Origin of the sequence: Dactylosporangium sucinum (assembly GCF_014647515.1) — a bacterium.
Taxonomy (GTDB): Bacteria; Actinomycetota; Actinomycetes; order Mycobacteriales; family Micromonosporaceae; genus Dactylosporangium; species Dactylosporangium sucinum.
In genome coordinates this window covers 127694-140865 of record NZ_BMPI01000027.1, presented here as the reverse complement: position 1 = coordinate 140865, position 13172 = coordinate 127694, and the positions used below count along the sequence as shown (strand labels likewise).

11 protein-coding genes are annotated in these 13172 nt (G+C 73.5%); 7 read left to right on the top strand and 4 right to left on the bottom strand.

The window, feature by feature from the left end; all coding sequences use genetic code 11:
* On the bottom strand, window positions 1–1965 hold a 1965-nt coding region (locus IEZ31_RS58920; protein ID WP_190252720.1), incomplete at its 3' end, for a fibronectin type III domain-containing protein.
* 152 nt (window positions 1966–2117) lie between these two features.
* Here IEZ31_RS58920 and IEZ31_RS26675 point away from each other — a divergent pair.
* The 6 genes from IEZ31_RS26675 to IEZ31_RS26650 are packed head-to-tail and all read left to right on the top strand — an operon-like array spanning window position 2118 to window position 8427.
* Entirely contained in the window at window positions 2118–3065 is a 948-nt protein-coding gene (locus IEZ31_RS26675; RefSeq protein WP_190252730.1) for a carbohydrate ABC transporter permease, read from the top strand.
* Between the two features lie 13 nt (window positions 3066–3078).
* Window positions 3079–3960: a carbohydrate ABC transporter permease gene (locus tag IEZ31_RS26670; RefSeq protein ID WP_190252719.1), complete on the top strand. Its 882-nt coding sequence runs from the start codon at window positions 3079–3081 to the stop codon at window positions 3958–3960.
* 46 nt (window positions 3961–4006) lie between these two features.
* Complete coding sequence (locus tag IEZ31_RS26665; RefSeq protein WP_190252718.1) at window positions 4007–5341, top strand: ABC transporter substrate-binding protein; 1335 nt, start codon at window positions 4007–4009, stop codon at window positions 5339–5341.
* A gap of 51 nt (window positions 5342–5392) precedes the next feature.
* Window positions 5393–6886 (top strand): glycoside hydrolase family 36 protein, encoded by a 1494-nt coding sequence (locus tag IEZ31_RS26660; protein WP_190252717.1) that lies wholly within the window; start codon window positions 5393–5395, stop codon window positions 6884–6886.
* A 4-nt stretch (window positions 6887–6890) separates the two neighbouring features.
* A complete protein-coding gene (locus IEZ31_RS26655) occupies window positions 6891–7253 on the top strand; it encodes a DeoR family transcriptional regulator (protein ID WP_190252716.1) in 363 nt (120 codons plus the stop codon).
* Complete coding sequence (locus tag IEZ31_RS26650; protein WP_190252715.1) at window positions 7240–8427, top strand: M20 metallopeptidase family protein; 1188 nt, start codon at window positions 7240–7242, stop codon at window positions 8425–8427. The genes IEZ31_RS26655 and IEZ31_RS26650 overlap by 14 nt, the downstream gene beginning before the upstream one ends.
* On the opposite strand, the gene IEZ31_RS26645 is transcribed toward IEZ31_RS26650, so the two are convergent.
* The 3 genes from IEZ31_RS26645 to IEZ31_RS26635 are packed head-to-tail and all read right to left on the bottom strand — an operon-like array spanning window position 8409 to window position 10636.
* The gene (locus IEZ31_RS26645; RefSeq protein ID WP_190252714.1) at window positions 8409–8897 is read right to left on the bottom strand and encodes a DUF3455 domain-containing protein; all 489 of its coding nucleotides are present in this window, start codon (window positions 8895–8897) and stop codon (window positions 8409–8411) included. The genes IEZ31_RS26650 and IEZ31_RS26645 overlap by 19 nt on opposite strands.
* On the bottom strand, window positions 8894–9463 hold the full coding sequence (locus tag IEZ31_RS26640) for an OsmC family protein (RefSeq protein ID WP_190252713.1): 570 nt from the start codon (window positions 9461–9463) through the stop codon (window positions 8894–8896). The genes IEZ31_RS26645 and IEZ31_RS26640 overlap by 4 nt, the downstream gene beginning before the upstream one ends.
* Before the next feature lie 15 nt (window positions 9464–9478).
* Window positions 9479–10636 (bottom strand): NAD(P)/FAD-dependent oxidoreductase, encoded by a 1158-nt coding sequence (locus IEZ31_RS26635; RefSeq protein WP_190252712.1) that lies wholly within the window; start codon window positions 10634–10636, stop codon window positions 9479–9481.
* Between the two features lie 97 nt (window positions 10637–10733).
* Between IEZ31_RS26635 and IEZ31_RS26630 the strand changes: the two genes are divergently transcribed.
* Window positions 10734–13163: an ATP-binding protein gene (locus tag IEZ31_RS26630; protein WP_190252711.1), complete on the top strand. Its 2430-nt coding sequence runs from the start codon at window positions 10734–10736 to the stop codon at window positions 13161–13163.
* Window positions 13164–13172: the final 9 nt, after the last annotated feature.

Here is a 13172-nt window from a genome sequence, read left to right as displayed (position 1 = left end):
GCAGTTGCCGCCGGTCCACTTGCCGAGGTCGTTCTGGGCCGCGGACGGGTAGGCGGGCGAGCCGTCGAAGTCGTCGACCACCAGGCCGGTGCCGCCGCCACCGCCGCCCGCGGAGGTCGTGACGGCCAGCGGGCCCGACGCGGCCGAGCTGTTGCCGGCCGCGTCGTACGCCTGCACGGTGTAGGTGTAGGCGGTCGACGGCGTGAGGCCGCTGTCGGTGTACGACGTGGTCGCCGTGGTGCCGACCTGCGTGCCGCCGCGCAGCACCCGGTAGCCGGTCACGCCGACGTTGTCGGTCGAGGCGTTCCAGGTGAGCGAGACGGAGTTCGCCGTCTTCGCGGGCGACGCGAGGCCGGTCGGCGTGGACGGCGGCGTCGTGTCGGTCCCACCGCCGGTGCCGACGCTCATCGCGCCGAGCCCGAGCCAGCCGTCGGCGTTCTGGGTGGCGTTGCCGAAGCGGAGCTTCTTCGCGGCCGGGCTGAGCGCCTCCAGGGGGTTCCTGACGCGCAGGACGAGCTGATACGAGCCGGACGCCACGCCGGCCAGGCTGACGTTCGACTGGAAGTACTGCGGGTAGCCGAAGTCCCGGTACGCCGGGTCGGCGCCGACGCCCCAGTCCGGGAAGGCGCGGATCTTCAGCGGCATGACCGTGCGCAGGTCCCACGGCGTGTCCCAGGTCTTCACCACCGTGCCGGCTGAGTTCTTCAGCCCGAGGGTCGTCGTCCAGGGGTAGTAGAACGGGGCGACGCCGTTGTTGACGACGGTGACGCCGACCGTCGCGCTGCCGGAGGCGGTGTTGGTGAAGTAGGCGTGGGTGGCGGTGAGGTCGTAGCCCATGAGCCGCACCGCGGCCGCCACGTTCGGGTCCGACGCGGAGTAGCCCTGGCTGGTCTGGTTGATCTTCCACGTGGTGTGCTCGAGCTCGATGCAGGCCTTCATGTTGTCGACCTGGCCGGAGCCGCCGGGCCACGCCGTGAACGCCGAGCTCTGGATCTCGGGACGGACCTCGCCGCCCATCGAGTCGGTGATCCACTTGTTCTCCACGCCCAGGTTCAGCGCGCGCTGCAGCTGCGAGTAGCTCGCGCCGCCCATGGACTGCGGCAGGGTCACGCCGGCCAGCGGCGAGCCCTCCCGGTAGCAGAAGGAGTCGTCGTGGTAGCCGATCCGGCGGGCGTTGGCGGCGCCGCCGGCCGAGTCGGGGTAGCGGATCTCCAGCTTCGTCGTGTTGAACGCGGTGTCGAACGCCTGGATGATCTGCGCCCCGTGCGCGTCGGTGGGCATCAGGTTCGGGTATCCGTCGGCGGTGTCGGTGTCGAACGGCCACGTGTGCCACTCGCCCCACAGGCCGACGATGCCGAGGTTGATGAAGCCGATGCGCGGGTCGCCGTCGTAGCGGGCGCCGAACGCGGCGATGAAGTTGGTGACGGCGGTGAGCAGGTAGGGGCTGTCGTAGTCGGGGGAGACCGTGCCCCAGAACGTGTTGGTGCGGTAGGTGACGTGGCCGTCGAAGCAGTGCGGGATCGCGTTGCCCGGGTGGCTGCCGGTGCCGCCCGGGTACTCCAGGTAGAAGCGGATGGCGGCCTGGTTGCCGTACGAGGCGATCTCGTTCAGCGCGTTGTCGACGATCGACCAGTCGTAGGTCCCGCAGTTGGTGGTGCTGGTCATCACCTCGGAGAGGCCGAAGTAGCTCCAGGCCAGTGACCGCGGGTAGCCGAGGTTCTGGTTGTCGCCGGGGAAGTAGAACCGGGCGAAGCCCTTGAGCGGGTTGTCGAGCGGGCTGGGGGCGGCGGTCAGCGGGTGGTCGGTGAGGGACGGGCTCGGGCTGCCGGGCGCGGCCGGCCGGGCCGGCGGGCCCGCGGGCGCGGCGAGGGCGCCGGGCGGCGCGAGGGCGAGCACGGCACTGGCGGCGACCGTGCAGAGTGCGGCGGCGAGCGCGAGGCGACGCCGCCGCGGGGCGGTGCGCATGGGATGGACCTCCGGGAAGTTGGGATGCCTGATACGAGGAGGTGTTGACAAACTTTCCCTGAGCTTCATCATTATTAGCGGCCATCCACCCCCAGCCGCAAGACGCAAATTTCGACAGCGGTCGATCAATGAAACGAGGCCGGATCGTGACGATGCGTAACTCCGTGGCGGTGACCGCGCCGCCGACAGCGGACCCGCCCGGCGGGCCGCCCGTCGCCGGCCCGCGCCGCCGCCATCGCGACGACCGCCGGGTCGCCTGGCTGTTCCTGCTGCCCGTGCTCGCCGGCTTCGCCGTGTTCTACCTGTACCCGACGGTCCGCGGCGTCTGGTACTCGTTCACCGACTACAGCCTGCTCAACACCCCGTCGTACGTCGGGACCGACAACTACGCCAAGCTCGCGACCGACGCGCAGTTCTGGAAGTCGCTGCGGCTGACCGCCTACTACGTGGTCGTCAACATCGGCTCGCAGACGCTGCTCGCGCTGGTCATCGCCGCGCTGATGCACCGGCTCACCCGGTCGGTCGTGCTGCGGGCCACGCTCCTGCTGCCGTGGCTGGTGCCCAACGTGACCGTCGCCCTGCTGTGGATGTGGATGCTCGACGCCAACCTCGGCTTCGTCAACCACCTGCTGACCGCCGCCGGCCTGGACAGCCAGGGCTTCTTCACCTCGCCCAGCCAGGCGCTGCCGACCATCGCGCTGATCAACACCTGGGCCTACACGGGGTACACCGCGCTGCTGCTCTACGCCGGCATGCTCCAGATCCCGTCGCACCTCTACGAGAGCGCCGCCCTGGACGGCGCCGGCGAGCTGCGGATGTTCCGCCGGATCACGCTGCCGCTGCTGCGCCCGATCCTGGCGCTGGTGCTCGTCGTGTCGCTGATCGGCTCGTTCCAGATCTTCGACACCGTCGCCGTCAGCGACCGGTTCGTGCCGGTCGGGGCGGCCCGGGTCATCTACTTCTACATCTACCAGCAGGCCTTCTCGTACTTCCACATGGGCTACGCCTCGGCGGTCGCCATGGTGCTGGTGCTCGTCCTCGGTGTGCTCACCGCCGTGCAGATGTGGCTGCTGCGCGCCTCACGTTCCGACCTCACCTGAGAAGGGCCGTCACATGTCCCGCCGCCTGACGCCCGGCCGGCTGCTGGCCTGGACCGTCCTCGTCGTGTTCCTCGTCGTCACGATCCTGCCGTTCTACTGGATGATCCGCACCGCGATCACCCCGGCCGCCGACCTCTACACCGACAGCACCGGCCTGGTGCCGCAGCACCCGACGCTCATCAACTTCTGGCGCGTCCTCGGCTTCGTCGACGACGAGACCGCCCGCGCCGCCGGAGGGTCCGGTGCGAAGATCAACTTCTGGCGGTACACCGTCAACTCCCTCATCTACAGCGGTCTCATCGCGGTCGTGCAGACGTTCTGCTGCGCCATGGCCGGGTATGCCTTCGCCCGCCTGCGCTTCCCCGGCCGCGACCTCGTCTTCGGGGTCATGATCGCGGCGCTCATGGTGCCGCCGATCTTCACGCTGCTGCCGAACTTCGCCCTCGTCAAGAACCTCGAGCTCGTCAACACCTTCGCCGGCATGGTCGCGCCGTCGCTGCTCATGACGCCGTTCGCGGTGTTCTTCCTCCGCCAGTTCTTCCTCTCGGTGCCGCGGGAGGTCGAGGAGGCGGCGGTCATCGACGGCGCCGGCCGCTGGGGCATCTTCTGGCGCGTCATCGTGCCGATGAGCCGCGGGCCGCTCATCACGATCGCCCTCACCACCTCGGTGTGGGCGTGGAAGGACTATCTCTGGCCGCTGCTCGTCGGCCGCGGCGAGGAGAACCGGGTGCTCACCGTGGCGCTCGGCGTGTTCCTGCAGCAGTCACCCAACACCCGGCCGGACTGGACCGGCCTCATGGCCGGCTCGACGCTGTCCGTCCTGCCCGTCCTGCTCCTGTTGATCTTCCTCGGGAAGCGGCTGGTGCAGTCGCTGAACTTCACCGGCATCAAATGACACCCCCCCTGTGACACCCCTGACCTCATCCGTGAAAGGGAACCCGATGTCCAGACGACTCCGTTCCGTGGCGGCGCTGACCGTCGCGGCGCTCGCCCTGCCGCTCGCCGCCTGCTCGGGCGAGTCCGGCGACGACGGCGGCAACGTCGTGCTCAACTACTGGCTCTGGGACGACAAGCAGCAGCCGGCCTACCAGGCCTGCGCCGACGAGTTCACCAAGGCCAACCCCGGCGTCACGATCAAGTTCACGCAGACCGCGTGGGCGCAGTACTGGCAGAACCTCACCACCCAGCTGGCCGCCGGCGCCGCGCCCGACGTCTGGACCGACCACGCGTCGTACTACCCGCAGTTCGTCTCCAGCAACCAGATCCTCGACATCCAGCCGTACGTCGACCGCGACAAGGTGGACCTGTCGCAGTACGCGGGTGGCCTGGCCGACCTCTTCGTGAAGGACGGCAAGCGCTACGGCCTGCCGAAGGACTGGGACACCATGGCCGTCGTCTACAACACCAAGCTGGTGTCGGACGCCGCCGGCCTGGACAAGCTCACCTGGAACCCCACCGACGGCGGCACGTTCGAGCAGGCGATCGCCAAGGCGACGGTCGACGCCCAGGGCCGCAACGGCCTCGACCCGGCCTTCGACAAGAACAACGTCAAGGTCTACGGCTTCCTGCCGGAGTGGGCCGACGGCTCGCAGGGCCAGAACGGCTGGGGCGACCTGGCGGTGAGCAACGGGTTCACGTACCTCGACAAGAACCCGTGGGGCACCAAGTACAAGTACGACGACCCGAAGCTGGCCGAGACCGTCGCCTGGTTCAGGAAGCTCATCGACAAGGGCTGGGCCCCGAAGTTCGACAAGCAGTCCACCCTCGGCCGGGACGCCGTGATGGACGCCGGGCAGGCCGCGTTCACCATCGTCGGCTCCTGGACGATCAGCACGTACCTCGGCACCGGCGCCAAGCAGCAGTACGCGTTCGCCCCGCTGCCCACCGGCCCGGCCGGGCGCAAGACCGCCATCAACGGCCTGTCCGACGCGATCTACGCCGGCACCAAGCACCCCGACCAGGCGTGGGCCTGGGTGAAGTTCCTCGGCTCGTCCGCCTGCCAGGACATCGTCGGCGAGAAGGCGGTCGTGTTCCCCGCCATCAAGTCCGGCGCCGAGAAGGCCCTCGCCGCCCACAAGGCGGCCGGCCGGGACGTGCACGTCTTCACCGACGAGGCGGCGGCCCCCGGCGGGACCTTCTTCCTGCCGATCAGCGACCACGGCAACGAGGTCAGCCAGATCGTGCAGGACGCCATCCAGTCCGTGGCCCTCGGCCAGGCCGCCCCGGCCGACGCCCTGAAGAAGGCCAACGACCAGGTCAACGCCCTGTTCAAGTAGACCACCTGGTGGGGGCGTCCCCGGGCGCCCCCACCGCTGCGAAGGAGAACCATGGCACAGCTCGTGGAGCTCGGCGGACGCTCGTTCGCCCTCCAGCACTCCGGCCACGCCGCACCGCGGCCGGTCCCCGGCGGCGTCCTGCTGCCCCCGGGCCGGGTCGCGGTCCTGCACGGACTCGACGACGCATCGTTCTACCGGCACGGGCAGAACTCGTGGAGCCCCTGTGGCTGGCGGCCGCTGAGCCAACCTCCGCTGCGTGTACCGAACCCGTCCCGGCTCGTCACCGCGGACGACCCCGCGTTCGACGACGCGTCCCGGCACCACTCGTCGGCGGTCGCCGCGCTGCACGGCGCCGACGGGAACACGCTGCTGCTGGGCGCGCTGGGCCTGGACACCCCGCGGCTGGTCGCCGACCGCGACACGCTCACCGGCTGGTACGCGACGGGCGGCGCCGACTGGTTCCTCGCCTACGGCGCCGAGGAGGACGTGTTCGCCGCGTACACCGACCAGCTCGCCGAGCGCTTCGGCGTGCGCGGCCGCCGGGCCGGCAACGTCTGGTGCAGCTGGTACGCCTACTACGAGAACATCACCGAGGCCCAGCTCGCCAAGGACGTCGCCGACCTGGCCGGGCTGCCCTTCGACGTCGTGCAGATCGACGACGGCTGGGAGGAGCGGGTCGGCGACTGGCGGCCCAATGCGAAGTTCCCCAGCGGCATGCGCAGCCTCGCCGACCGCATCGCCGACGCCGGGTTCACCCCCGGGCTGTGGCTCGCCCCGTTCATCGCGCTGCCGGACTCGCGCCTCGCCACCGAGCGCCCGGAGCTGCTGCTGCGCTCCCCGGGCGGCGAGCCCGTCGTCGCCGGCTACAACTGGGGCGGCCCCTACTACGCGCTCGACCTCACCCGCGAGGACGCGCGCGAGCACGTGTCCGGCATGATCCGGACCGTCGTGCACGAGTGGGGTTTCCGGTACCTCAAGCTCGACTTCGTCAACGCCGCGGCCGCGTACCTCCCGGGGCGCCACCGCGAACAGGTCTACCGCGACGGGCTCGCCCTCATCCGCGAGGTCGCCGGCGACGACGTCTACCTGCTCGGCTCGGGCGCGATCCTGCTGCCCTCGCTCGGCCTGCTCGACGGCCTGCGCAGCGGCCCGGACGTGGCCCCGATGTGGGACAACTACGCCTCGGTCGACCCGTCCGACGCCACCGCCCGCAACGCCGTCGTCAACAGCGTCCACCGGCTCTGGCAGTCGCCGCTCGTCGAGGTCGACCCCGACGTCGTCTACTTCCGCAGCAAGCTCAACCTGCTCACCGCGCAGCAGCTGCGGTGGCTGCGGGACCTCGCCGACGTGTGCGGCTTCCGGGCCGTCTCCGACCCGCCGAGCTGGCTGACCCCGGCCGAGCTGGAGGACCTGCGCGAGTACCTCGACGCAACGCCGGTGATCCGGCGGCTGAGCCGCTACCGGTTCACCGTCGACGGCCGCGAGGTCGACTTCGGCCCGGCCGTCGCGGCCGACACCGGCGACCAGCTGTACCCGATCTCCTGAAGGCATGTCCGTGAGGCACGACGAGGCGATGCTCCCCGCGGTCCGGCACCGGCGGATCCTCGAACTGCTGGCCCAGCGCGAGTACGTGACGGTCACCGAGGTCAGCGACGCGACCGGCGCGTCGCTGGCCACCACCCAGCGCGACCTGGCCCGCCTGGCCACGTCGGGGGCGCTGACCCGGATCCGGGGCGGCGCCACCCGGTCGCCGGGCCAGCGCGGCGACGCCCGGCTGCTCGCGACCTGCCTGGCCCGGGTCCGGCACGCCCTCGACCGGCACGACCTCGGCGCCGCCGAGCACGCCCTCCATCAGGCCCTGGAGGCCTGCGAGCGGCTCCGCCGGTACCGTTCCGTGGATGGGACTGCGTGAAGACCTGATCGAGCTGCGGCGGGAGCTGCACCGCCACCCGGAGATCGGCCTGGACCTGCCGGGCACGCAGCGGCGGGTGCTCGACGCCCTCGCCGGGCTGCCGCTGGAGGTGACCACCGGCACGGCGCTGTCGTCGGTGACCGCGGTGCTGCGCGGGGGCCGGCCCGGGGGTTCCCGCCCGGTCGTGCTGCTGCGCGGCGACATGGACGCGCTGCCGGTGTACGAGGCCGCGGACGTGCCGTTCGCCTCGACGGTCCCGGGCGTCATGCACGCCTGCGGCCACGACCTGCACACGGCCGGGCTGGTCGGGGCGGCCCGGCTGCTCGCCGCGCGGCGCGAGGAGCTGGCCGGCGACGTGGTCTTCATGTTCCAGCCGGGCGAGGAGGGCCACAACGGCGCCGGGCTGATGATCGACGAGGGTGTGCTGGACGCCGCCGGTCGCCCGGTGGACTTCGCCTACGGCCTGCACGTGACGTCGGCCGACTTCCCGCGCGGGGTCTTCGCCAGCCGCCCCGGCCCGCTGATGTCGGCCGCGGCGGGCCTGTTCGTGCGGGTCGTCGGCGCGGGCGGCCACGGCTCGGCGCCGCAGGACGCCCACGACCCGATCCCGGCCGCCTGCGAGATGGTGACGGCGCTGCAGACGATGGTCGGGCGCCGCTTCAGCCCGTTCGAGCCGATCGTGCTCACCGTCGGCAGCTTCCACGCCGGGACGCTGCGCAACATCATCCCCGACGAGGCCGTCTTCGAGGCCACGGTCCGCACGTTCAGCGCCGCCGCGGCCGAGCAGGTCGCCCGCGACTCGGTGCGGCTCTGCGAGGGCATCGCCGCGGCCCACGGGCTGCGCGCCGACGTGCGGTTCGAGATGGAGTACCCCGTGACGGTCAACGACGGCGCCGAGTACGCGTTCGTGGCCGACACGGTCGGCGACCTCTTCGGCGCCGACCGGTTCCGGCTCATGGAGCACCCGGATGCGGGGTCCGAGGACTTCTCCCGGGTGCTCCAGCGCGTGCCCGGCGCCTACCTGTTCCTGGGCGCCGCCGCGGGCGACGACCACCTGGCCATGCCGGCGAACCACTCACCGCGGGCGCGGTTCGACGACGCCGTCCTCCATGACGGTGCGGTCCTGCTGGCCGAGCTGGCGGCCCGCCGGCTGGCTCAGGCCCAGAACACGTAGTCGGCGTCGTAGGGGACCGGCTGCTCGGCGCCGTCCGTGCAGGCACCGGTCGGGGCGAGGCCGCCCCTCGTGTGCAGCCGCTGGATGTACCGGACGGCCGCCAGCTCGCCGCCGGCGGTGCCGCCGTGGCCGGTGACCTCCAGCAACAGCTGCGGGATGGCCCCCGGCACCGGCGACTCGGCCTTCTTCGCCGCGGTGACGGACGACCCGTCGGTCATCGACTGCCACGACGGGCCGGCCGAGTGGTAGGCCGTGCGGCGGCCGTCGCGGAGCATCGCGGCCGGGCCCTTGAGCGTCCAGGCCCCGGCGGCGCAGCGGTAGATCTGGAAGCCGGTGGTGACCCGGTAGGCGGCGACCCGGACGGCTCCGGCGGGCGGCTGGACGGCCGGGTCGGCGTGGGCCGGGCCGGCCGAGGCGGTCGCCGTCGCCGGGAACAGGACGGCGGCGGCGACCAGCGCGGTCGTCTTCATGCGGTGGTGACCTCGACGGTGACGGGGACCTGGTTGGTGATGACGTCGAGGACCGCGGAGCGGGCCTGCGACTGCTCGACCAGCCGGCGCAGGTCCTCGGCCGGGGCGTCGCCCTTGACCGTGAAGCGGACGGTGATGCCCTGGTAGCCGTTGCGGACCGCCGGGTCGAGGCCCAGGATGCCGTTGAGGTCGATGTCGCCGCTCACCGTGGAGCGGACCTCGGAGAGCCGGATGCCGCGGGCGGCGGCGATGTTGGCCAGGCCGGCCGTGAGGCAGGCGGCCAGGGCGTGCAGGACGTACTCCACCGGCGTCGGGCCGTTGTCCCGCCCGACCAGCACCGCCGGGTGGTCGGCCTCGAAGGTGAACGTCCGCTCGTGGGTGCGCTCGTCGCCGACGCCGAAGTAGTCGTGGATGGTGCTGCGGTTGTGCGTGCCGCTGAGCCACTCGTTGTGCGCCCGGAACTGGAAGCGGGCGGCCTCCGGCGCGGCCTTCACCGCGTCGATGGTGGCGAACAGGGTGGCCGTGTCGACGCCGTTGCGGGTCGAGTCGTTGAGTGCGGTGGACATGACGGTCCTCTCGGATCAGTGGGTCAGGGCGAGCAGGTCGGCCGCCGCCGTGTCGATCGCCACGGCGAGCCGCTTCTGCAGCTCGACGAAGCGCGGCACCGGCGGGTACGCGGCCAGGGCGAGGGTCAGGTCGAACAGCTCGCGCAGGGCGAGCTCGTGGCGGTGCCGGTAGCCGGCGAGCGCGACGCGCTCGTCGGCCGTACCGCGCAGCGCCGCGTCGAGGGCGGTGGCCAGCAGTTCGGCGTCGCGGTACGCGTCGCTGATGCCGTGGCCGGTCACCGCGTCGCGGTGGTAGGCGGCGTCGCCGACCAGGGCCCAGCCCGGGCCGTGCACGGCGCGCCGCACGTTCGGGGTCCGGAGCATGCCGGTGACCGGCGAGACCCGCCGGCCGCGCTCCAGCCGCCGGGCCAGCTCGGGCGCGGTCCGGCGCAGGTAGGCGGTGAACGCCTCGGCCCGCGAGGCGCCGGCCCGGCGGGCCCGGTGCGCGTCCTCCGAGGGCCCGCAGATCCACACGCAGGCCGCGCCGTCGTGGGTCGGGAAGACGCCGGTGAGCGAGCGGTCGGCGATGACCAGCTCGACGCCGTTCCAGGGCACGCCGTCGTAGTAGGCGTACTGCGCGGCCCCGCCGGCGGCGTGCTCCTCGACGACCGCGGCCCCGGTCGCGCGGGCGACCATCGAGCGCAGGCCGTCGGCGCCCACGACGAACCGCCCGTCGAAGCGCACCGGCTCGCCCCGCCGGTCGTGGCCGGTGACCGCGACCACCCGGCCGCTGCCGTCGCGGCACAGCCCGGTGGCGGTCACCCCGAACCGGACGGTGGCGCCGGCGTCGGCCGCGGCCTCGGCGACGAGGGTGTCGAGCACGTGCCGGCGGGGCGCGACGAGCAGGTCCACCCCGGCCTTGTCCTTGATGGTGTGGGTGACCGTCTCGTCGCCGGTGGTGAAGGACACCTGCCGGATGGCGGGCGCGCCGCTGGCGAGGACCGCGTCGAGCAGTCCCCAGCGGCGCAGCTGCACCACGCCGGTCCGGGCGATCTGGTGGGTCGACAGCGTGTCGGCGGGGAAGACGGCCCGGTCCAGCAGGACCACGTCGTGGCCCAGCCGGGCCAGCAGCAGCGCGGTCGCGGCGCCCGCGGCGCGGGCGCCCACGATCACGACGTCGGAGCGGTTGTTCACGCCGTCGAGCCTCGCCGCCCGGGCGCCCGGGGACATCCGTGCGGCGCACGGAACTTCGCACTGACGCCGCGTGCGTGCGGCCGTGGAGAATGCGTGCATGGCAGACGAGCTGGCCCGGGCGGGGGTCACCGACCGCGAGACCGACGTCCTGCGTGCGGTCGGCGAGCGGCTGCGCAACCGCGAGATCGCCGAGCGGCTCCACGTCTCGGTCCGCACCGTGGAGAGCCACATCGCCGCCCTGCTGCGCAAGCTCGGCGTCGCCGACCGGGCCGGGCTGGTCGAGGCGGGTGAGCGGCTGCTGCGCCGGCCGGTCCCGGGCCGCCCGGCGCTGCCGGCCCCGCTGACCAGCCTCGTCGGGCGGGAGCGGGAGGCCGGCGAGGTCCGCGACCGCCTCGGTACCCACCGCCTCGTGACGCTCGTCGGGCCGGGCGGCGTCGGCAAGACCCGGCTGGCGCTGCACGCCGCGGCCGGGGCGGCCTACTTCGCCGACCTCGCGCCGGTGACCGCCGACCTGGTCGGCGACGTCGTCGCGCGCGCCCTCGGCGTCGTGCCGGAGCCCGGCTGGTCGCTCGCCGAGATCCTGCGCGGCGCCGCCGCCGAGCTGTCCGGCCTGCTACTGGTCGACAACTGCGAGCACGTCGTGGCCGAGGCCGCGGCCGTCGTCGCCGAGCTGCTCGGCAGCGGCCCGGTGCGGGTGCTCGCGACCAGCCGGGAGCCGCTCGGGGTGCCCGGGGAGGTGGTGTACCCCGTGCCGCCGCTCGACGTGCCGGAGGCCGGCGCCGCCGTCGGGGACAGCACCGCGGTCCGGCTGTTCGTCGAGCGGGCCGCCGCCGCGTCACCCGGCTTCGCGCTCACCGACGCCAACGCGGCCGCGGTCGCGGCGCTGTGCCGGCGGGTCGACGGGCTGCCGCTCGCGATCGAGCTGGCCGCGTCGCGGATCCGCACGTTCGGGCCGGCCGAGCTCGTCGAGCACCTCGACCACCGGTTCGACCTGCTCTCCGCCGGCGCCCGCACCACCGGCGCGCGGCACCGCACGCTGCGCGGCGCGATCGACTGGAGCTACCGGCTGCTCGACGACGACGAGCGCGCCCTGTTCGACCGGCTCGGCGTGTTCCCGGCCGACTTCGACTACGCCGCGGTGCGGGCCGTGCACCCGGGCGCGGTCGTGTCGCTGCTGCCGACGCTGGTCGACAAGTCGCTCGTCACCGCGGTCGGCGCCGACGCCCGGCGGTACCGGCTGCTGGAGACCCTCCGCGCCTACGCGGCCGAGCGGCTGGAGGACGGCGGCGCCGCCGAGGCCGCGCGCCGGGACCACGCCGCCCACTACCTCGCGTTCGCCGAGGATGCCGCCGGGCGCCTGCGCGGCCCCGGCCAGCGCCGGTGGCTGGACGTGCTGACCGCGGAGCAGCCGAACCTCCGGGCCGCGCTGGCCCACTGCGTCGCGGCCGGCGACCTGGAGGCGGCGTGGCGCTGGATCGCCGCCCTGGAGCGGTTCTGGGACCTCGCCGGCCGGCGCCGCGAGGCCAGCGAATGGCTGCACCGGACCATGGCCGCCGGCGAGCCGCCCGCGTCGCCCGCGGTCGTCGCCGGCCTGGCCGCCGCGAGCGCGCTGCTGCACGCCTCCGACGGGCGTACCGCGCTCGACCTGGCCGAGCGGGCACGACGGCTCGCCGCCGGACTCGACGACGTCAGCCGCGCCCGGGCCGCCCATGCGCTGGGCGTGAGCGCCACCTGGCTGCGGCCCGAGCTGAGCCGGCCCGCGCTGCTCGAGGCGCTCGCCGGCTTCGGCGCCGGCCACGCGTGGGAGCGGGCGCTCGTCATGCAGGGCCTGGTCTCGATCTCCAGCACGCTCAGCGAGGCGCTGCAGTGGGGCCGCGACGGCGTGACGCTGTTCCGCCGGGTGGGCGACCCGGTGTACGCCGCCAACACCCTGTTCATGATGGCCCAGCGGGCGATGAACGCGGGCATCGGCGACGACGAGGTCCGCGGCTGGCTCAGCGAGAGCCGGCAGCTCGCGGAGGCGGCCGGCAGCGAGACCGACATCGCCCACGCGGCGGTCGGCTTCGCCCAGCTGGCCTGGGTCCGCGGCGAGACCGGCCGGGCCGCCGGGCTCATGGGGTCGCTGCTGCCCACCCTGCGCCGGCTCGGCGACCGCCGGTGCACCGGCCGGGCCCTGTTGATGCTCGGCGAGGAGGCCCGCTCGGCCGGCCGCCTGGACCGGGCGGAGAGCCTGCTGCGCGGCAGCGCCGAGGCGGTGGCCGTCGCCGGCCAGTCGATCGTGCTCGTCTCGGCCCTGGAGTCGCTCGCCGCGGTCCTCGCCGCCCGCGGGCGCCCGCGCGAGGCGGCGGTCCTGCTCGGCGCGGCGCACGGCGAGCGCGCGGCGGCCGGCCGTCACCCCCTCGGCCCGCCGGACGAGGGGCTGCGCGCCGGCCTCGCGGCGGCGCTGGGCGGGGAGGCCTTCGCCGCCGCCCACGCCGAGGGGGAGGGGTTGCGCCCGGCCGCCGCGCTGGCGGTTGTTGCAACTTAGTGGCAAATA

What these genes read in the sequence shown, in the direction of transcription:
- IEZ31_RS26675 (WP_190252730.1), top strand. Translation starts at nt 2,118, where the DNA reads ATGCGTAACTCCGTGGCGGTGACCGCGCCGCCGACAGCGGACCCGCCC.
- IEZ31_RS26670 (WP_190252719.1), top strand. Translation starts at nt 3,079, where the DNA reads ATGTCCCGCCGCCTGACGCCCGGCCGGCTGCTGGCCTGGACCGTCCTC.
- IEZ31_RS26665 (WP_190252718.1), top strand. Translation starts at nt 4,007, where the DNA reads ATGTCCAGACGACTCCGTTCCGTGGCGGCGCTGACCGTCGCGGCGCTC.
- IEZ31_RS26660 (WP_190252717.1), top strand. Translation starts at nt 5,393, where the DNA reads ATGGCACAGCTCGTGGAGCTCGGCGGACGCTCGTTCGCCCTCCAGCAC.
- IEZ31_RS26655 (WP_190252716.1), top strand. Translation starts at nt 6,891, where the DNA reads ATGTCCGTGAGGCACGACGAGGCGATGCTCCCCGCGGTCCGGCACCGG.
- IEZ31_RS26650 (WP_190252715.1), top strand. Translation starts at nt 7,240, where the DNA reads ATGGGACTGCGTGAAGACCTGATCGAGCTGCGGCGGGAGCTGCACCGC.
- IEZ31_RS26645 (WP_190252714.1), bottom strand. Translation starts at nt 8,897, where the DNA reads ATGAAGACGACCGCGCTGGTCGCCGCCGCCGTCCTGTTCCCGGCGACG.
- IEZ31_RS26640 (WP_190252713.1), bottom strand. Translation starts at nt 9,463, where the DNA reads ATGTCCACCGCACTCAACGACTCGACCCGCAACGGCGTCGACACGGCC.
- IEZ31_RS26630 (WP_190252711.1), top strand. Translation starts at nt 10,734, where the DNA reads ATGGCAGACGAGCTGGCCCGGGCGGGGGTCACCGACCGCGAGACCGAC.